The 18,572-nt window shown below is 70.8% G+C and carries 20 protein-coding genes; 9 read left to right on the top strand and 11 right to left on the bottom strand.

Features of this window, described 5'->3' with window-relative positions:
• Window positions 1-31: 31 nt before the first annotated feature.
• Complete coding sequence (locus tag ACTU3I_RS08565) at window positions 32-1,414, top strand: M24 family metallopeptidase (RefSeq protein WP_442925240.1); 1,383 nt, start codon at window positions 32-34, stop codon at window positions 1,412-1,414.
• Window positions 1,411-2,304, top strand: a complete 894-nt coding sequence (locus ACTU3I_RS08560; protein ID WP_442925239.1) for an NAD(P)-dependent oxidoreductase — start codon at window positions 1,411-1,413, stop codon at window positions 2,302-2,304. Before ACTU3I_RS08565 ends, ACTU3I_RS08560 begins: the two co-directional genes overlap by 4 nt.
• 66 nt (window positions 2,305-2,370) lie before the next feature.
• On the opposite strand, the gene ACTU3I_RS08555 is transcribed toward ACTU3I_RS08560, so the two are convergent.
• The gene (locus tag ACTU3I_RS08555; protein WP_442925238.1) at window positions 2,371-3,078 is read right to left on the bottom strand and encodes an SDR family NAD(P)-dependent oxidoreductase; all 708 of its coding nucleotides are present in this window, start codon (window positions 3,076-3,078) and stop codon (window positions 2,371-2,373) included.
• Window positions 3,079-3,377: 299 nt separating this feature from the next.
• Here ACTU3I_RS08555 and ACTU3I_RS08550 point away from each other — a divergent pair, with 299 nt between their 5' ends.
• Complete coding sequence (locus ACTU3I_RS08550) at window positions 3,378-4,799, top strand: amidohydrolase family protein (RefSeq protein WP_442925237.1); 1,422 nt, start codon at window positions 3,378-3,380, stop codon at window positions 4,797-4,799.
• A gap of 24 nt (window positions 4,800-4,823) precedes the next feature.
• On the opposite strand, the gene rlmB is transcribed toward ACTU3I_RS08550, so the two are convergent.
• Window positions 4,824-5,822, bottom strand: a complete 999-nt coding sequence (rlmB, locus tag ACTU3I_RS08545) for a 23S rRNA (guanosine(2251)-2'-O)-methyltransferase RlmB (protein WP_442925236.1) — start codon at window positions 5,820-5,822, stop codon at window positions 4,824-4,826.
• A complete protein-coding gene (gene cysS / locus ACTU3I_RS08540) occupies window positions 5,815-7,236 on the bottom strand; it encodes a cysteine--tRNA ligase (protein WP_442925235.1) in 1,422 nt (473 codons plus the stop codon). The genes rlmB and cysS overlap by 8 nt, the downstream gene beginning before the upstream one ends.
• 61 nt (window positions 7,237-7,297) lie before the next feature.
• Between cysS and ACTU3I_RS08535 the strand changes: the two genes are divergently transcribed.
• Complete coding sequence (locus tag ACTU3I_RS08535; RefSeq protein ID WP_442925234.1) at window positions 7,298-8,215, top strand: DMT family transporter; 918 nt, start codon at window positions 7,298-7,300, stop codon at window positions 8,213-8,215.
• On the top strand, window positions 8,215-8,676 hold the full coding sequence (locus ACTU3I_RS08530; RefSeq protein ID WP_442925233.1) for a GNAT family N-acetyltransferase: 462 nt from the start codon (window positions 8,215-8,217) through the stop codon (window positions 8,674-8,676). Before ACTU3I_RS08535 ends, ACTU3I_RS08530 begins: the two co-directional genes overlap by 1 nt.
• A gap of 83 nt (window positions 8,677-8,759) precedes the next feature.
• On the opposite strand, the gene ispD is transcribed toward ACTU3I_RS08530, so the two are convergent.
• Window positions 8,760-9,962 carry a 2-C-methyl-D-erythritol 4-phosphate cytidylyltransferase gene (gene ispD, locus ACTU3I_RS08525; RefSeq protein ID WP_442925232.1) on the bottom strand — a complete coding sequence of 401 codons (1,203 nt, stop codon included), beginning with the start codon at window positions 9,960-9,962 and terminating at the stop codon, window positions 8,760-8,762.
• 20 nt (window positions 9,963-9,982) lie between these two features.
• The gene (locus tag ACTU3I_RS08520) at window positions 9,983-10,465 is read right to left on the bottom strand and encodes a CarD family transcriptional regulator (RefSeq protein ID WP_442925231.1); all 483 of its coding nucleotides are present in this window, start codon (window positions 10,463-10,465) and stop codon (window positions 9,983-9,985) included.
• A gap of 154 nt (window positions 10,466-10,619) precedes the next feature.
• Between ACTU3I_RS08520 and ACTU3I_RS08515 the strand changes: the two genes are divergently transcribed.
• A complete protein-coding gene (locus ACTU3I_RS08515; RefSeq protein ID WP_442925230.1) occupies window positions 10,620-11,099 on the top strand; it encodes a DNA modification methylase in 480 nt (159 codons plus the stop codon).
• Between the two features lie 21 nt (window positions 11,100-11,120).
• Here ACTU3I_RS08515 and ACTU3I_RS08510 read toward each other — a convergent pair whose 3' ends face one another.
• Both ACTU3I_RS08510 and ACTU3I_RS08505 read right to left on the bottom strand, forming a co-directional pair.
• The gene (locus ACTU3I_RS08510) at window positions 11,121-11,804 is read right to left on the bottom strand and encodes a response regulator (RefSeq protein ID WP_442925229.1); all 684 of its coding nucleotides are present in this window, start codon (window positions 11,802-11,804) and stop codon (window positions 11,121-11,123) included.
• Complete coding sequence (locus ACTU3I_RS08505) at window positions 11,801-13,012, bottom strand: sensor histidine kinase (RefSeq protein WP_442925228.1); 1,212 nt, start codon at window positions 13,010-13,012, stop codon at window positions 11,801-11,803. The genes ACTU3I_RS08510 and ACTU3I_RS08505 overlap by 4 nt, the downstream gene beginning before the upstream one ends.
• Before the next feature lie 167 nt (window positions 13,013-13,179).
• Between ACTU3I_RS08505 and phoU the strand changes: the two genes are divergently transcribed.
• Window positions 13,180-13,854 carry a phosphate signaling complex protein PhoU gene (gene phoU, locus ACTU3I_RS08500; RefSeq protein ID WP_442925227.1) on the top strand — a complete coding sequence of 225 codons (675 nt, stop codon included), beginning with the start codon at window positions 13,180-13,182 and terminating at the stop codon, window positions 13,852-13,854.
• A gap of 59 nt (window positions 13,855-13,913) precedes the next feature.
• Here the strand turns inward: phoU and ACTU3I_RS08495 are convergent, their stop codons facing one another.
• Window positions 13,914-14,663, bottom strand: coding sequence for a phosphoglyceromutase (locus ACTU3I_RS08495; protein ID WP_442925226.1), 750 nt, complete (start codon window positions 14,661-14,663; stop codon window positions 13,914-13,916).
• A 40-nt stretch (window positions 14,664-14,703) separates the two neighbouring features.
• On the opposite strand from ACTU3I_RS08495, the gene ACTU3I_RS08490 reads away from it, so the two are divergent.
• On the top strand, window positions 14,704-15,516 hold the full coding sequence (locus tag ACTU3I_RS08490) for a class I SAM-dependent methyltransferase (protein ID WP_442925225.1): 813 nt from the start codon (window positions 14,704-14,706) through the stop codon (window positions 15,514-15,516).
• A gap of 67 nt (window positions 15,517-15,583) precedes the next feature.
• On the opposite strand, the gene ygfZ is transcribed toward ACTU3I_RS08490, so the two are convergent.
• The 3 genes from ygfZ to ACTU3I_RS08475 all read right to left on the bottom strand — a co-directional run bounded on the left by ygfZ (window position 15,584) and on the right by ACTU3I_RS08475 (window position 17,733).
• On the bottom strand, window positions 15,584-16,672 hold the full coding sequence (ygfZ, locus tag ACTU3I_RS08485; protein WP_442925224.1) for a CAF17-like 4Fe-4S cluster assembly/insertion protein YgfZ: 1,089 nt from the start codon (window positions 16,670-16,672) through the stop codon (window positions 15,584-15,586).
• Window positions 16,673-16,674: 2 nt separating this feature from the next.
• Window positions 16,675-17,274, bottom strand: coding sequence for an FABP family protein (locus ACTU3I_RS08480; protein WP_442925223.1), 600 nt, complete (start codon window positions 17,272-17,274; stop codon window positions 16,675-16,677).
• Between the two features lie 168 nt (window positions 17,275-17,442).
• Window positions 17,443-17,733 (bottom strand): hypothetical protein, encoded by a 291-nt coding sequence (locus ACTU3I_RS08475; protein ID WP_442925222.1) that lies wholly within the window; start codon window positions 17,731-17,733, stop codon window positions 17,443-17,445.
• Between the two features lie 115 nt (window positions 17,734-17,848).
• On the opposite strand from ACTU3I_RS08475, the gene ACTU3I_RS08470 reads away from it, so the two are divergent.
• On the top strand, window positions 17,849-18,544 hold the full coding sequence (locus tag ACTU3I_RS08470; protein WP_442925221.1) for a response regulator transcription factor: 696 nt from the start codon (window positions 17,849-17,851) through the stop codon (window positions 18,542-18,544).
• Window positions 18,545-18,572 lie beyond the last annotated feature (28 nt).

Genomic DNA, 18,572 nt, shown 5'->3' with positions numbered 1-18,572 from the left:
CGCTCCGGGAAGAGCGACTCTGGAGGATTCGATGAAGAGCACCGGCACGACTGGCACGAATGCGGTCGATTGGGAACAGCGCGTCGACATGGACCGCCTGCGCGACGCGCGGCTGGCGCGCCTTCACGCGCAGCTGGAGTCGTCGCATCTGGGTGCCGTGCTGGCGTTCGACTTCTCCAACATCCGATACATGAGCGCCACGCACATCGGCACGTGGGCGATGGACAAGCTCATCCGCTTCGCGCTGCTGACGCGCAAGAGTGACCCGATCGTCTGGGATTTCGGATCGGCCGCGAAGCACCACGCCCTGTACAACCCGTGGCTCGACGTGACGACGCAGGAGTTCGACGCCGATCCGAACGCGCCGCATGAGGGCGCCAAACGACCGCGCGCGGAAAGCGGCGCACGCGCCGGACTGTCGACGCTGCGTGGCGCCTTCCCGCCCGACGCGGATCTGGCCGGCGACGTCGCCCGCAAGATCAAGAGAGAGCTGGAGAAGTTCGGCCTGGCGAACGAGCCCCTCGGCGTCGACGTCATCGAGCTGCCCGTCCTCATCGCGCTGCAGAAGGAAGGCATCGAGGTCGTCGACGGGCAGCAGGTGTTCATGGAGGCTCGCCGCATCAAGACGTCGGACGAGATCCGGCTGCTCACCCAGGCCGCATCCATGGTCGACGCCGCGTATGAGGAGCTGTACCGCTTCCTTCGCCCTGGCGTGCGGGAGAACGAAGCGGTGGGGGTCGTCGCGAAGACTCTCTACGATCTGGGTTCGGAATACGTCGAGGGCGTCAACGCCATCTCGGGCGAGCGGTGCTCACCGCATCCCCACGTCTTCTCCGACCGCCTCATCCGCCCTGGCGACCCGGCGTTCTTCGACATCCTGCACAGCTGGAACGGCTATCGCACCTGCTACTACCGCACGTTCGCCGTCGGCTCCGCCAGCCAGGCCCAGCGCGACGCCTACACGCGCGCCCGAGAGTACATGGACCGCGCCATCGCGCTCGTCCGGCCGGGCGCCACCACCGCCGACATCGTCGCGGTGTGGCCCGCCGCGCAGGAGTTCGGCTTCGCCGACGAGATGGCCGCCTTCGCCCTCCAGTACGGGCACGGCGTGGGGCTGTCGATCTGGGAGAAGCCGATCTTCTCCCGTCTGACGTCCTTCGACCACCCCGAGGTCCTCGAGGAGGGGATGGTCTTCGCGCTGGAGACGTACTGGCCGTCCGCGGACGGATGGGGCGCGGCGCGCATCGAGGAAGAGGTCGTCGTGACCGCCGACGGATGCGAGGTCATCACCAAGTTCCCCGCAGAAGAGCTCATCGTCGCGGGTCGGCGCTACTACACGATCGACGGTCCGCTGAATCTGAAGCGTGATGCGCAGTCGCACCGGAACACGACGTGGGGACGCGGCGAGGCATGACCTCCCCATCGCCGTCGGACCGCCGGACTCTCGGGTTCCTGGGGCTCGGCGCCATGGGATCGGGCATGGCCGCGCGGCTCGTGGACGCCGGGCACGACGTCGTCGTGTGGAACCGTTCGAGCGAACCCGTCGAGGCCCTGGTCGCCCGCGGAGCGAGAGCCGCATCCGATCCGCTCGAGGCCCTTCAGGCGGAGGTGTCGTTCGCGATGCTCGCGAACGACGAGGCGACCGAGGCCGTGCTCACGGCGGAGAGGATCGCGGCGCTCGGGGGCCGCACGCTCGTCATGACGGCGTCGATCAGCCCTGCTCTGGCCGAGCGGCTCGCGTCCGCGTTCGCGCGGGCGGGGGCGCACTACGTCGCGGCTCCGGTGCTCGGCCGGCCCGACGTCGCCGCGGCCGGCCAGCTCAATGTCCTCGCCGCGGGAAGCGGACCCGTCGTGGATGCCCTCGAGCCGCTGCTGCAGACCCTCGGCAAGCGCGTGTGGCGGTTGGGCGAGCGCCCGGAGATCGCCAACGCCGTCAAGGCCGTCGTGAACTACAACATCATCCATGCGATGCAGGCGATCGGAGAGTCCGTCGCGATGACGGAGCGGCTCGGGATCGCTCCCGAGGTCCTCACCGACCTCCTCTCCCAGACACTCTTCGGCGGGGTCGTCTACACGAACTACGGCCGGATCATCGCCCGCCAAGAATACACGCCCGCGGGTTTCCACATCGCGCTGGGGCGCAAGGACCTCGGGCTGGCAGCGGAGGTCGCCGCCTCCGTGGGCGTCACGGCGGCGACCATGCCGGCCCTCGTGGAGGTCTTCGACACCGCCCTCGCCGATCCGGAGTTGCGCGAGGCGGACTGGAGCGCGATCGCGGAGGTCAGCCGCCGCGACCTCGGCTGACGGGCGAGCCTGCCGCGTGCAGAGAAGGGGGTGCCCGCAGAAGCGGGCACCCCCTTCTCTGCCGTCTCAGAGCAGTGTGGAGCCGCGATCGACGTAGAGGTTGACCGCCGAGACCCCTCGGCTGCGCATCAGGAACTGCGTGGCCTCGACGACATCGCGCATGGTCGCGAGGGCGCCTCCCGGCGTGTGCTTCTCGTAGTTCTCGAGCACTCCCGCGGGCTTGTTGGCCCAGAACGGGCTGTCACCGATGATGCCGGGGTGCAGCGCGTTGACACGGATCGGAGCCAGCTCCAGCGCGAGCGTGTTCACCAGTCCGGTCACTCCGCCGTTGATGGAGGAGACCGTCGTCGATCCCGGATACGGAAGGTCCTTGGCCCGCCCGCCGAACAGCACGATCCCGGTGTCCACGCTGGCGTCCATGCGGTCGAGCAGGGTGTGGACGGTCTCGGAATACCCGACGAGCTTGAGCGTGACCAGACGCACGGCACGGTCGATGTCGTAGTCGCGGATGGTGTTGGCATCGCGTTCGATCGCGGCGAGGACCAGCCCGTGCACGACATCGATGTCGGCGAGCTGAGCGGCGATGGAGTGCGGCTCGGAGATGTCCAGGGCGATTCCGCGTGCCCGCGGTCCCAGATCAGCTGCGATGGCGACGGCACGCTCGCGGTCGCGGCCCGTGATGATCACGCTGTCCCCGCGCTCGATGCAGTCCTTCGCGATCTCCAGGCCGATGCCCGACGTTCCCCCGACGACGACGATGGTCTTTTCGCTCACTTCTCTCCTTCGAGGCTGAGTGCGATCCCGCTCGCCATGGCAAGAACGGCGCACGTCCATGGTTGTTCCGCACGGCATGTACAGTGCGGCTTAACAGAAGTCAATCCGCCGGCACGGGGCTTGTCAAGCCGACGTGGCGGCGGCCGTGGCCGCATCCGGGGCGGTTTCATCGACGAAACCCCCCGGAGTAACACTGGACAAGCCTGTTCAGCATGGCTTAATTTTGGTCCACGTCCGATCGGAAGTCCCGCGCGCCGGCGCGACCGACGGAGACAGCGAATCAAGGAGGATGAGCGCCCATGCCCGACACCCCGACCCCGGGTCAGCCCACGGTATTCCGCAACGGGATCGTCCTCACGATGGACGATTCCCACACTGTCCTCCCCCGCGGCGACGTCCTCGTCATCGACGGCAAGATCGCCGAGGTGGGCGAGCAGCTCAACGTCCCCGACGGGACGTTCGAGATCGACGCCGCCGGGGGGATCGTGATGCCCGGGATGGTGGACACCCACCGTCACATGTGGCAGACGGCGATGCGCGCCTACGGCGCGGACTGGACGCTCACGCAGTACTTCGTCTGGTACTACCTGCAGCACGGCGCGAAGTTCCGCCCGCAGGACTACGCCGCGGGGAACCTCATCTCGGCCTTGGATGCGATCGAATCGGGCGTGACCACGAGCCTCGACTGGTCGCATGGACTGCGCACCGTCGAGCACGCCGAGGCCGCGTTCGACGCCCTGGTGTCCTCGCCCGGACGCTTCGTCTTCGCGTACGGCAACATCCATGAGTCGCCGTGGGAGTGGACGGCCGATCCGGCGGTCCAGGCTCTGCTGACGAAGTCCCGCGACGACTCCCGCATGTTCGGGACGCAGATCGCCTTCGACGTCCCCAACCAGGACGAGAACTTCCCCGAGCTCGCGGCGTACCGCGTGGCCAAGGACCTGGGGCTCCGGGTCACGACCCACGCCGGGGTGTGGGGCGCCACGAACGACTGGGGGATCAAGAACGCCTACGACGCCGGCGTCATGGAAGAGGGCTTCACGTACGTGCACGCCGCCTCGCTGTCGGCGGAGTCGTACCAGAAGATCGCGGCGACCGGCGGCAACGTCTCCCTCGCGACGGAGTCGGAGGACACCTGCGGTCAGGGTTACCCCCCGATCCATCACCTCCGCCGCTACGGGATCCCCACGTCGCTCTCGGTCGACACGAGCGTGTGGTTCAGCGCCGACCTGTTCTCCGCCATGCGTGCCACCGTGAACGCGGACCGGGCCCTCGAGCACTACCAGGCCCACCAGCTCGAGCCGGCCGAGACGATCACGCACGTCAAGCTGCGCGCGGAAGACGTCGTGCACATGGCGACGCGCGGCGGGGCGGACGCCATCGGCAAGGGCGATCAGATCGGCTCGCTGGAGAAGGGCAAGCTCGCCGACGTCGTGCTGCTGAAGAACGAGCACTCGCCGACCTGGGCGCCGCTCATCAACCCGTGGGGACAGGTCGTGTACCAGGCCCAGCGAGGCGATGTGCACACCGTGCTGGTCGGCGGTGAGGTGGTGAAGTGGGAGGGCCGGCTGACTGCCGGGGACCTCCCCGGTGTCCGGGCTCAGCTCGATGAGACCGTAGCGTACCTCGAGCGCGAGGTCGGCGATGACTGGATCTCCGGTCAGCACCCCGAGATCCCCGAGAGCGAAGTGCTCTACAACCCGTATCAGTACAAGAAGTAAGCCGGGATCGGCGGCGCTGCGGGCCTACTCGCGTACGGCTCGCAGCGTCGCCACCTGGTAGAGCGCGACGGATGCGGCGATGCCGGCGTTGAGGGACTCCGTGCTGGCGGAGATCGGGATCGAGACGATCTGATCGCACGTCTCCGTCACCAGGCGCGAGAGCCCCTTGCCCTCCGAACCCACCACGATGACGACGGGCCGGTCGGCGAGCTCGAGCGCGGGCAGCGACACATCCCCGTGACCGTCGAGGCCGAGGACGAACACCCCCTGCTTCTTGAACTCCTTGAGGGTGTTCGTGAGGTTCGGGGCGATAGCCACCGGGATCCGTGCGGCAGCGCCGGCGCTGGTCTTCCACGCCGCGGAGTTCACGCCGGCTGACCGCCGCTGCGGGATGATGAGCCCCTGACCGCCGAACGCGGCCGTCGAGCGGATGATGGCCCCGAGGTTGCGGGGATCGGTGACGCCGTCCAGCGCGACCAGCAGCGGGAGCTCGCCCGTCTCCGACGCGCGCTCCAGAAGATCCTGCGGATGGGCGTACGCGTACGGCGGGACCTTCAGGGCGACGCCCTGGTGCACGCCGTCGAAGCCGGCCATGCGATCCAGTTCGGGGCGGGTCACCTCCAGCACGGGGATCTCGCGGTGGGTCGCGATCGACAGCATCTCCTTGACGCGATCGTCCATCTCGACGCGCTGGGCGATGTACATCGCGGTCGCGGGGATGCGGGCCCGTAGGGCCTCGAGCACGGAGTTGCGCCCGGTCACCGTCTCGGTGTCATCGCTCTGCTTCGCCCGGCCGCCGCGGTTCTGGGCGCCGGATGCGGGGCGCTGGGCGGGCCGGCTCCTGCCGCCGGCAGCGGCGAAGCGCTCCTGGGCCGCCTTGCGCTTACCGGCGGGGTGCCACGCACGGTCCTCCGCCTTCGGAGTCGGTCCGCGCCCCTCGAGCGAGCGACGGTTCTTGCCGCCCGACCCCTTGCTGGGGCCCTTCTTGCCGCGCCCGGCGGACGGGTTTCCTGGCTTAGCCATTGATACTCCACACTGTTCCATCGGGGGTGTCTTCGAGCGTCACGCCGGCCGCGGCGATGGCGTCCCGGATGCGGTCGGCCGTCGCCCAGTCCTTCTCCCGGCGCGCGTCGGCGCGCTGGGCCAGGAGCCTGGTCAGAAGGGCATCGAGCGCACCGGTCTCGGGTGCCGCGTCCGCGCCCCGCCAGAACGGATCGAGCGGGTCAACACCGAGCAGACCCGTCATGACGGCGACGTCCGCGAAGGCCCGCAGCACGCCGTCGCGGTCGCCCGCCTCCAGCGCGACGTTTCCCTCGCGTACCGTCTCGTGCACGACGGCGAGCGCCTGCGGCACCCCGAGGTCGTCGTCCATCGCGGCGGCGAACCGCTCGGGCACGGCCGCCATGACGGCACGGTCGGCGTCGGCGCGCAGCATCCGCAGTGCTCGCTCCTGGAAGGACCGGATGCGCCCGAGTGCGGCCTCGGCCTCCGCGAACGCACGATCGGAGAGGTCGAGGCTCGACCGGTAGTGCGCGGCCCCGAGGGCGTAGCGCACGACGAGCGGATCGACGCGGCGGAGCACGTCGTCGGCGAGGAGGAAGTTGCCGAGCGACTTCGACATCTTCTGTCCGTCGACGGTGACGAGGCCGTTGTGCACCCAGTAGCGAGCGAACGGGTCGCCGGCTGCGGTGGACTGGGCGAGCTCGTTCTCATGGTGCGGGAAACGCAGATCGAGTCCGCCGCCGTGGATGTCGAACTCGGGGCCGAGGTAGCGGCGCGACATGGCGGAGCACTCGATGTGCCATCCGGGCCGCCCGCGTCCCCACGGGGACTCCCACGATGCACTGTCGGGCTCGCCGGGCTTCGCACCCTTCCACAGCGCGAAGTCCTGCGGTGCGCGCTTCCCGCGCGGGTCGGCGTCGCCTGCGGCCTCCATCGCGTCGACGGACTGGCGGGTGAGGGAGCCGTACGACGGCCACGACCGCACGTCGAAGTACACGTCTCCCGCGGCATCCGAGGCCGGATCGGCGGCGTAGGCGTGGCCGGCCTCGATGAGCCGGGCGATGATCTCCTGCATCTGCGGGATGGATGCGGTGGCGCGCGGCTCGTACGTCGGCGGCAGGATGCCGACGGCGCCGTAGGCCCGTGAGAACTCCAGTTCCATGCGGTACGCCAGCGCCCACCACGGCTCCGCGTCGGTCGCGTTGGCCAGCACCTTGTCGTCGATGTCGGTGACGTTGCGGACGAAGGTCACCCGGCCGAAGCGATGGGACAGCCAGCGGCGCAGGATGTCGAAGCTCAGCGCCGCCCGCACGTGCCCGATGTGAGGCCCGGACTGCACGGTGGGCCCGCACACGTACATCGTCACGTTCTCGGGGTCGACGGGAGTGAAGTCGCGCAGCGCCTGCGCCTTCGTGTCGTAGATCCGGACCGTCACCGTCCCAGCCTACCGGCGGCCCCGCGGTGCATCCGGGGACGCGAGGCGATAGAAAGGACGGATGCCCGCCGTGCTCGCCGTCGTCTTCGCCGCGATGCTGTTCGGAACGACCGGGACGGCGCAGGCGCTCGGACCCGCCGAGACGACACCACTGGGCGTCGGCACGATGCGGCTGCTCATCGGCGGGACCGCGCTTGCCGTGGTCGGCCTTTCCGCGGGCCTACGGGCTCGTCGGCGGGCCGGCGCGCCGCGGTGGAATGCCCGGGCGCTGGGCCTCATGGCGCTCACCGGTGTGAGCCTCGCCGTGTACCAGCCGTTGTTCTTCCTCGGCACCGAGCGCAACGGCGTGGCCGTGGGCACGGTGGTCGCGCTGGGCTCCGCGCCGGTGATCGCGGGACTGCTGGAGTGGGCGCTCACCCGCCGCCTCCCCCGCGCGACGTGGATCGTCGCCACCGCCCTGGCACTGGCGGGCGTCGTCGTCCTCGCCTTCGGCGGCGACGCGGGGCAGGCCGGTGCCGATCCGATCGGTTTCGCCGGCTCGATCGGAGCCGGTGCGTCCTTCGCCGTCTTCGCCAACGCCCAGCGGCGGCTGATGGACGGCGGGTGGGACCCGTTCACCGTGGCCGGGGCGATGGGGGCGGGCTCGGCGATCGTGGCCGCGGCGGTCGTGCCGTTCGTCGATCTGCGGTGGGCCGCGACCCCGTCGGGCCTCACGATGTCGATGTGGCTGGGCCTTGCCACCATCGCGCTGGCCTACACGCTGTTCACGTGGGGACTGCAGGGCCTGACCGCCTCGACGGCGGCCACCCTGACGCTCGCCGAGCCCCTCACCGCCGCGATCCTCGGAATCGCGCTCCTCGGCGAGCGCCTGTCGCCCGCGGCGATCGCCGGGCTGGTCGTGCTCGGCATCGGCCTCGTCGTGCTCGCGTGGGGCTCGCGCGCCCCCCGTGACCCGCGGCCCTTCGCGGTGGAGGGCTGATGACGCTGCAGATCGACGTCGACGACCTGTCGTCGGAGGACACCCGAGCCCTCGTCGCGACGCACCTGGCCGGGATGCTCGCGGCCACTCCTCCCGAGAGCGTTCACGCGCTGGGCGCGGCGGAGCTGCAGCATCCGGATGTCACGGTCTGGGCGGCCCGCGTCGACGGTGATCTCGCCGGCATCGCTGCGCTGAAGGCGCTGGACGCCCATCGCGGGGAGATCAAGTCGATGCGCGTCGTCGACGCGTTCCTCGGCCGCGGCATCGGGCGTGCGCTCGTGCGTCACCTCGTCGCCGCGGCACGCGCTCGCGGCATGACGAGCGTGTGGCTGGAGACCGGAAGCGCCGCCGAGTTCGCACCGGCCCGCGCGCTGTACGCCAGCGAGGGCTTCGTCGAGTGCGCCCCCTTCGAGCCGTACGCGCCCGATCCGCTCTCCACTTTCATGACCCGTCGCCTCTGAGGCGCCGCTTCCCCCGCACCGATCTGCCGCTTTCGCCGGTCTGAAACCGCCAAACGGTGCGGGTGAGCGAGACGTGCGACCCGCTAGGCAGGGACGAGCAGCGCGACGGCGAACGCGGCCACGCCCTCGCCGCGGCCGGCGAACCCGAGACCGTCGGTCGTCGTCGCGCTCACGCTCACCAGCGCGCCGCCGAGGGCCGCCGACAGCGCCGCCTCCGCCTCGCCGCGCCGCGCCGCGAACCGGGGGCGGGCGGACTGGAACTGCACCGAGACGTTGCCGATGCGCCATCCGGCTTCGCCGACGAGGCCGAGCGTGTGCGCGAGGAAGACGTCGGCGTGCGCGCCGGCGAACTCGGGGCGATCGGTGCCGAAGTGCGCACCGATATCGCCGAGCCCCGCAGCCGACAGCAGCGCGTCGACGATCGCGTGGGCCACGACGTCGCCGTCGGAATGGCCCGACAGCCCCGGCTCGCCCGGCCATTCCACGCCTCCGAGCCACAGCGGCCCCTCCGCGCTGAAAGCGTGGACGTCGGTGCCGACCCCGACCCGCGGGAGCGGATGCGGCTGCTCCAGCGCCACGCGGCTCTGGCCTACCGGCGCGACCAGCGCCCGCGCGCGCTCGAGGTCGTCGGGGGTGGTGATCTTGAAGGCGCGCGCATCCCCGCGCACGACAGTGACCGGGTGCCCCGCGTCCGACACGAGGGCGGCGTCGTCGGTGAACTCCCGGTCGGCTGCGGCGTAGGCGGCGTCGAGGATGACGCGGGGAAAGCCCTGCGGCGTCTGGGCGGCGACGAGCTCGGACCGGTCGACGGCGGCCACGGCGGTCTCGCCTTCCACCCGCTTGAGGGTGTCGACGACCGGGAGGGCCGGCACGACCGCGGCCGATCCGTCGGCGAGGGCGTCGAGCACCCGCCGGAAGACGTCCGGCGGTGTCAGGGCGCGTGCGGCGTCGTGGACGAGCACGACGGAGACGTCGGGCCAGACTGCCCGCAATCCCGCCGCGACCGATTCCTGGCGGCTCGCTCCACCGACGACGACGGATGCGAGGTCCCGGGAGGGCCCGGATGCGGCCAGGGTCTCGGTCAACGCGTCGCCCTCCCGCTCGGCCGGGGCCACGACGATCACCTGCGCGGAGGGCGCGGCGGCGAAGACGCCGTCGAGGGCATGGCGCAACACGGAGCGCTCGTCGATGCCGACGAAGGCCTTGGGCGCGCCCGCACCGAGCCGGCTGCCGGAGCCGGCGGCCACGACGATGATGGCGACGGCCGGGACCGGCGGAATGCTCACGCCCCTACGCTAGCGCGACGTCAGGAGGCGAGGACCTCGTCGAGGACGACGCCGGCGCGCTCCTCGTCGGTCTTCTCCGCCAGGGCCAGCTCCGAGACGAGGATCTGCCGAGCCTTGGCCAGCATCCGCTTCTCACCCGCGGAGAGCCCACGATCCTGGTCGCGACGCCAGAGATCGCGCACGACCTCGCTCACCTTGATGACGTCACCCGAGGCGAGCTTCTCGAGGTTCGCCTTGTACCGACGGGACCAGTTTGTGGGCTCCTCCGTGAAGGGGGCGCGCAGCACTTCGAAGACCCTGTCCAGGCCCTCCTTGCCGATCACATCGCGGACGCCGACCAGATCCACGTTCTCCGCGGGCACCTCGATGACGAGGTCTCCCTGCGTGACGTTGAGCTTCAGGTATTTCTTCGTCTCGCCCTTGATGATGCGGTCCTTGACCTCGATGATCGTGGCCGCTCCGTGGTGCGGATAGACGACGGTCTCGCCAACCTCAAAAAGCATGCAGTTATGTCCTTTCGGCAACGTCCAGTCTACCACAGCGGAGTATGCGCTAAGGTTCTCCGCCTGCGCCCGGGGCTCGCGCGCGAGGGCACGTGGCGGCGGCCCGCTACCCCATAGAATGCAGGGGTAGTCGACTGCCCCATCGGGAGGATCTGTGAACTCGCGCCTCATCGCGTCCGTCGCTCTGGGCGCCGCCGTCCTTCTCGGGACGAGCGGCTGCGCCCTGGTCAGCACGCAGGCGACCACGATCCAGTACTCCCCCGCCGACGGGGTGAACATCCCCTCCTCGGGCCCGCTGAAGGTGCGCAACGTGCTCTTCGTGACGGGCGAGGACGGCGGCGAGGGCAACATGATCGCGGCGATCGTGAACGAGACGGACGAGAGCCAGACGCTTAACGTCGAGATCGGGGAAGGCTCGGACGCTCAGAAGGCGACAGTCCGCGTGCCGGCCAAGTCGACGGTGAGCCTGGGGAACCCCTCCGACGACACCCCGCCGCTGAACATCGACGACGTCGGCGGTCTTCCCGGATCGACGGTCCCCGTCTACTTCCAGTCCGGCGACGCCGAGGGCGTGCTGTGGCAGGTGCCGGTGCTCGACGGCTCGCTCGACTACTACAACGAGCTGCTCCCGTAGCCGCTCGCGGGCCCCGGGGCCTCAGGCCTCGAATCGGTAGCCGAGGCCGCGCACCGTCACGAGCATCGACGGGTCGCTCGGGTTCTCCTCGATGCGCGAGCGGATGCGCTTGATGTGCACGTCGAGCGTCTTGGTGTCACCGAAGTAGTCGGTCCCCCACACCCGGTCGATCAGCTGGCCGCGCGTGAGCACGCGCCCCGCGTTGCGCATGAGCACCTCGAGAAGCTCGAACTCCTTGAGCGGCATGTTGATCTCGCCGCCGTCGACCGCGACAGTGTGGCGGTCGATGTCGAGGGTCACGCGGCCGCCGGTGAGGACGCGGTCGTCGAGGTCGGCCTCGATCTGCGCGTAGCGGCGCAGCACCGCCCGCATCCGGGCCAGGAGCTCCCGCGCCGAGTAGGGCTTGGTGACGTAGTCGTCGGCGCCGAGCTCGAGACCGACGACGATGTCGACCTCGGAGTCCTTCGCCGTCAGCATGATGATCGGGACGGTCGAGCCCGCGCGCATCTGCCGGCACACCTCGGTCCCGGGCATGCCGGGCAGCATGAGATCGAGCAGCACGATGTCGGCGCCGCGCTCGGAGAACGCCGAGAGCGCCGCCGGTCCGTCCTCGGCGATCTCGACCTCGTAGCCCTCGCGTCGTAGGAGGTAGGCCAGCGGGTCGGCGAGGTCGGGTTCGTCCTCGACGATCAGAACACGGCTCATGCGGATTCCCCCTTCACGGGTGTGGCGCGGGCCGCGGACTTGCGGCTCTTGCGTCGGGATTTCTGGCGGGCGGGTTCCCGCTCGGGCGCGGGAGTGAGAGGCAGGCGGATGGTGAACGTGGAGCCGCGCCCTGGCCGGGACCACAGCCGCACCTCCCCGCCGTGGCGCTGCACGGCGTGCTTGACGATCGAGAGACCGAGGCCCGTGCCGCCGGTGCTGCGCGAGCGGGCCTGGTCGGTCCGGTAGAACCGCTCGAAGATGCGCTGCTGGTCGCCCTCCGGGATGCCGATCCCCCGATCGGTCACGGCGATCTCGACGATGCCGCCGGCATCCTTCACCCCGACCCCGACGCTCGATCCCGCGGCCGAGTAGGCCACCGCGTTGGCGAGGAGGTTGCCGACGGCCTCGGTGAGCACTTGTGCATCACCGCGCACGTAGAGACCGCGCGTGCCGCCGCGGACGATCGTGACCGACGCGGAGTCCGCCTGCATCGCGTGGGACTCGACAGCCGCCGTCACCACCTCGTCCACCGACACGTCGCGCACCTCCTTCAGCTCATCGGAGGCCTGCAGCCGCGACAGGCTCATGATGCGCGATGTCAGGGCTCCCAGACGGCCCGCCTCCGCGGTCAGGCGTGCGGCGAAGACCCGCACCTGGGCGGGGTCGTCCGCGGCGGACTCGATCGCCTCAGCGAGGAGGCTCACCGCGCCGACGGGCGTCTTCAGCTCGTGACTGGTGTTGGCGACGAAATCGCGACGCATCTCCTCCACGCGCTCGCGCTCGGTGATGTCGCGCAGCACGACGAGAGTCAGCCGCGGCGAGATGGACGTCGCGCGCACGGCGACCAGGCGCGGCTCGGCGGGGGCCGCGCCGCGGCGCAGGCGGAGGTTCTCGGTGACCGGCGCCCCGCTGTCGCGTGCGGTACGCGCGACGCGGCGGAGGTCTTCGTCCGGGAGGACGGCGCCCACCCGCATCGCGAACACCTCTGCGGGGGCGGATGCGGCGAGCACGGTGGAGGACGTATCCGAGATGAAGGCGGGGTCGTCCATGGCGCGGAGCACCTCGGTCACCCCCTCCGGCAGCTCGGTGGTGGTGCGGGCGCGCTGGCGGTCGCGGACGCGCACCGCCCACGCGAGGAGCAGGACGACGGAGCCGCCGACCGCTATCCCGAGGAGGAGAGCGAGCAGCGCGAGCTGCGTCTGATCCATGCCCCCAGCGTACGGGCGCCGTTCGACCGCTCTCGGCCGGTGGCGGGATCCGAGCCGATTCCGAGGGCTACTATTCACCTCGGAGGCACCGTCCGTTCACCATCGCGGGAAACAATCGCGGAAGTCGCGGCGGGTGTGCCGTGCCGCGGATTTCAGGAGGTTGCGCGATGCGCGAAGTGTTCCACCAGTCGCTGGAGGACGTGCAGAACCGTCTGGTCGAGATCGCCGAACTGGTCACCGTCGCCATCGACCGCGCGACCCGGGCGTTCTCGAGCAGTGATGTCGCCCTCGCCGAGGAGGTCATCCAGGCCGACCGCATCATCGACGAGAAAGCGGTGGCGCTGGACGAGCTGGCGATCGAGATCCTCGCGCGCCAGCAGCCCGTCGCTCGCGACCTCCGCATCGTCGTCACGGCGCTGCGGGTGAGCGCCTCGCTCGAGCGCATGGGCGACATGGCCGAGCACATCGCGCAGCTCGCGCGCTCCCGCTTCCCCGAGCGCGCGATCCCGAAGGGCCTGAAGGGCACCTTCATCCGGATGGGAGAGCTCGACGTCTCTGTCGCCCGCAAGCTCACCGAGCTGCTGCGCACCGAGGACCTCGGCCTCGCAGAGGAGATCCGCAACGACGACGACGCCATCGACGAGCTGCACATCAGCGTGTTCGAGAAGGTTCTCGGCGACAACTGGAAGGGCGAGGCCATGGCCACGGTCGACGCCACGCTCGCCAGCCGTTACCACGAGCGCTTCGCCGACCACGCCGTCTCGGTGGCGAAGAAGGTCGTCTATCTCGCCACCGGAGACTGGACGGCCGAGCCGGTCCCGGTCGACGCGCCGACGAGCTGAACACCACCGACGAGCAGAGGGCGGATGCTGTCGCATCCGCCCTCTCGCGTCGATTCGGGCTACTTGCTCCCCTGCGCGGCGACCGCCGCGGCGCCGGCTGCGGCGGCCTCGGGGTCGAGGTACTCGCCCGCGCCTCGGGGCTTCAGGTCTTCGTCGAGCGTGTACACCAGCGGGATGCCGGTGGGGATGTTCAGCGCGGCGATGTCGTCGTCGCTGATCCCCTCGAGGTGCTTCACGAGACCGCGCAGCGAATTGCCGTGCGCCGTCACGAGGACCGTCTTGCCGGCCTTCAGGTCGGGCACGATCTCGCCGTGCCAGTACGGCAGCATGCGGTCGATGACGATCTTCAGGGACTCGGTGTCGGGCACTTCGCCGTCGATGCCGTCGTAGCGCGGGTCGCCGACCTGGCTGTACTGGTCGTCGGCCGGGAGCGGAGGCGGCGGCACGTCGAATGAGCGGCGCCACAGCATGAACTGCTCCTCGCCGAACTCCTCGAGCGTCTGCGCCTTGTCCTTGCCCTGCAGGGCTCCGTAGTGGCGCTCGTTGAGGCGCCAGGAGCGCTTGACCGGGATCCACAGGCGGTCCGCCGCGTCCAGCGCGATGTCGGCGGTCTGGATGGCACGGCTGAGCACCGAGGTGTGCAGGACGTCGGGCAGGATGCCGGATTCGGCCAGCAGCTCGCCGCCGCGGGCGGCCTCGGCCTTGCCCTGGTCGGTGAGCCGCACGTCGACCCACCCGGTGAACTGGTTCGTCTTGTTCCACTCGCTCTGGCCGTGGCGCAGCAGGATCAACGTGTAGGGGGCGCTCATGCCGCCATCCTATCGATCGCGTGCCACCCGGCCTGGCATCATGGGGCGCGTGCGCACGGGGGTCGAGGGTCAGGTCACGCGCGGCACCACCGGCACCAATCGGTTGCGCCGCGTCGACCGCTGGATCGCCCGCCACCCCGCGTTGCGCCGCGCCGACGATCCGCTCGTCGTGGACCTCGGGTTCGGGGCGAGCGCCGTCACGACTCTCGAGCTGTACGCGCGGCTCGCTCCGGCGCGTCCGGACGTGGAGGTGCGGGGGATCGAGATCGACGCCGACCGCGTGGCGCGCGCCCGCGCGCAGCTCGCCCTCGCTCCGCCGCGCACACGGGAACGGGTGACGTTCGTCCGCGGCGGGTTCGAGGTGCCGCTGCCGCCCGGTCGCCGCCCCGCGGTCATCCGCGCGATGAATGTGCTGCGTCAGTACGACGAGGCGGAGGTGGCGACGGCGTGGCAGCGGATGGCCGCGCGTCTGTCGCCGGACGGTGTGCTCGTCGAGGGCACGTGCGACGAGCGGGGCAGGATCGTGACGTGGGTCGAGATCGGCGCGGATGCCGCACCGCGCTCGCTCACGATCTCGCTGCGTCTCGCCGGGCTCGACTCGCCGGCGATCGCCGCCGAGCGCCTCCCGAAGGCCCTCATCCACCGCAATGTGCCCGGGGAGCGCATCCACGCGCTCTTGCAGGGCCTCGACGACGAGTGGCAGCGGGCCGCGGTCGTCGCCCCCTTCGGCCCGGTGCACCGCTGGCGGACGGCACTGGACGCCCTGGCCGCTCGGGGATGGCCGCTCGTCGGGCGGGCGCGGTGGCGCCTGGGTGAGGTCGGCGTGCCGTGGGAGGCAATCGCGCCGACCTGACCCGTCGACTCGCCAGCATCCGTCGACTTTCGCGTCAAGAAACGACGCTTGTTGGCGAGTCGAGGGGTTAGGTTCGGCGGGAGAGCCGGGGAAGGCGCGGCACCGACGCCGTCGCGCCGGCATCGGCCGGTACGACGACCTGCTGCGCCGCCGCTACGGCGCCCTGCTCCGTGTCGACGACGAGGTCGACGTCGGCGGGGGCGGTGCGCTTGACCAGCGCCAGGGCGATGGGACCGTCCTCGAAGTGCCACGCGGCGGAGGTCACGGCGCCGATGACCGTCTCTCCGGCGCGGACCGCGTCGCCGCGTGCCGGGAGGATGCTGTCGCTGCCGTCGAGCTGAAGTGCGACGAGCCGGCGCGGAGGGTGTCCGAGGTTGTGCACCTTGGCGACCGTCTCCTGACCGCGGTAGCAGCCCTTCGACAGGTGCACCGCGGTGCGCAGCCAGTCCAGCTCGTGGGGCAGCACGCGCTCGTCGGCGTCGACGCCCACCCGCGGGCGCCACGCCGCGACGCGGAGCGCCTCGGCGGCGTCGAGACCGGCCAAGGTCACCGCCCCCGACACGGCGGCATCCGCCACTCGCGCCGCCTCCTCGGCATCGACGACGGCTTCGACCCAGTCGCGCTCGGCGCCCGGATGCGCCGCCACGGTGGCGTACGCGTGGCCGCCGGGTGAGACCTCCGGCCAGGGATCGCGCCACAGCACCGGCATGCCGGCCGGTGCGACCGGCGTCACGGCGGCGATCGCGGCAGCGGTGCCGCCGACCACCTCGAGGTCCGGACGCTCGGCGATCTCCACACGCAGGCGGAATCGCATCCGCTGCAGCCAGGAGGCCAGGCCCGCGGCATCCGCGGCGTCGACGATCAGCCACGTCGTGGCGCCGTCGTCGACGACGGATGCGGCGTGCTCGACGTGACCCTGCGGGTCGAGGATGAGGAGCTCGGTCGAGACCCCCGCCGGCAGATGCGCGACAGCCTGCGACGACAGCGAATCGAGCCACGAGAGCCGGTCTTCGCCGGCGACGGTGACGACGCGCCGGTCGCCCAACGGCGCCAGCGCGCCGCCGGCGGCGAGCGAGCGCTGCTCGGCGAAGGGGTTGCCGAGATGGCGGAGGCCGCGCTCGTCCGAGACGGCCCCCGGGATTGCTGCGATATCCATGCTCACTCCGCTCGTGCCAGTCGCGCCGACGCGTGCGACGCGAGCTCACCGCCGAGCGCGGCGATGTCCCAGGCCCACAGGAGGTGCCCGTCGACGAGCCCGTACATCCGCGTGGCCGCGGCATACGACTTGGCGCTGGCGGTGCGGATCACCGCGTCGGTCGCGAGATCGATCCGGGGTCCGCGGACCTGCCCCAGGTAGAGCTCGCTCACGCCGTCGGCGTGCACGAGCGACACCTCGATGTCGAAGCCGCCCTCCGCGTTGCGCAGCGACTCGACGTCGTCGACGGTGCGCGCGGGGGCGGAGGCCACGGCGGGAAGAAGGCCCGGCCCGGCATCGGCGTCCGTGGCGCGACGGCTCAGACGCCAGTAGCCCATCTCCGCCACGAGCGGCGTGCGCTCCTCGCCGTCGAGCAGCCAGGCGTCGGCGGAGTAGTTGAGATAGCCGCCGCCGTCGTGGCTGAAACTCACGCGGTGCGCGAACTCCCCCGAGAAGTGCTCGCCGGCGGCGGCGTAGTCGAGCACGCCGGTGCCCTCCCACACGCCCACGAGCCAGGAGAGCGGAACGAGATCGGCCGGCAGATCGGTCGGCAGTTCGAGCATGCCGCGCCGCCGGTCAGCGCTGGCCGCGGAAGAGGTTCCAGACCACGGTGCCCGACACGAACGCGATGGCGAGGGACGCGAGGCCGAGCAACCCCACGAAGAAGAGTTCGAGCGCGACGAGATCCATGCCGCGAGTTTATCCCACCGGGCACGGGGGCCGGGTGCCGTTCAGCCTGGGATGATCGCGGCGAGACCGAACCCGGCGCTGATGACGGCCATGATGATCATCGCTCCGAGCACGCTCGCCGCCACGCGGAAGATGAACTCGTGCGACCGGCCGTACCAGAGCTGCACCCCGAAGGCGAGGGCGAGGATCCCGCCGAGGGCCACGGTGAGCCACGCGGCGCGCCACGGCTCGGGGACGAAGACACCGATCGCGACCCCGGCGAGCGCGGAGACGATCCAGACCGCGACGACGCCCCACACGGTGCGCCGCGGCGCGAGTTCCGGAACGGACATCCCGTCATTCTCGCGCACCAGCGACCTCCGCCGCATCCGGCGCGGCGGGAGCGGTGCCTTCCGCGCCCTAGAATGTGGGGAATCGACGCGGTCCGCCGCGTCCGGGGAGGTCCGTTTGGCACAGCTTCTGGTTCTGAGCTCCGCGCAGAGCGGGGGTCCCGTGCTGCCCTCGCTCGAGCTGCTGAGCCACCGCGTGCGCCAGATTCCGGCGGAGCCGGCCCAGCTGGTCAATGCTCCCAGCGCCGACGTCATCTTCATCGACGCGCGCACCGACCTCGTCGGCGCGAAGTCGCTGTGCAAGATCCTCAACACCACCGGCCTCGACGCGCCGCTCGTTCTCGTGGTCACTGAGGGGGGCCTCACGGCCGTCTCCACGGACTGGGGCATCGACGACGTCATCCTCGTCACGGCCGGTCCGGCTGAGGTCGACGCCCGCGTGCGCCTGGCGATCGGGCGCATGTCGAAGGAGCAGGTCTCCACGCGCATCCAGACCTCCGGCATCACCATCGACGAGTCGTCGTACTCCGCGAAGGTGCACGGCAAGCCGCTGGACCTCACGTACAAGGAGTTCCAGCTCCTGCACTTCTTCGCCACCCACCCCTCCCGCGTCTTCACGCGCGAGCAGTTGCTGAGCGAGGTGTGGGGCTACGACTACTTCGGCGGCACGCGCACCGTGGACGTGCACGTGCGGCGCCTGCGCGCGAAGCTCGGCGACCTCGAGCAGCTCATCGGCACCGTCCGCAACGTCGGGTACCGCTTCAACGTGTACGAGGACGACCAGCTGCCCGCGTCCTCACCCCGCTCGTCCTGAACTGTCGTCAACGGGTCACCCGCTGGTT

Source organism: Microbacterium sp. RD1 (assembly GCF_052220165.1).
Classification (GTDB): domain Bacteria; phylum Actinomycetota; class Actinomycetes; order Actinomycetales; family Microbacteriaceae; genus Microbacterium.
The sequence above is the reverse complement of the archived record's forward strand: the minus strand, read 5'-3'. Positions and strand labels throughout refer to the sequence as shown.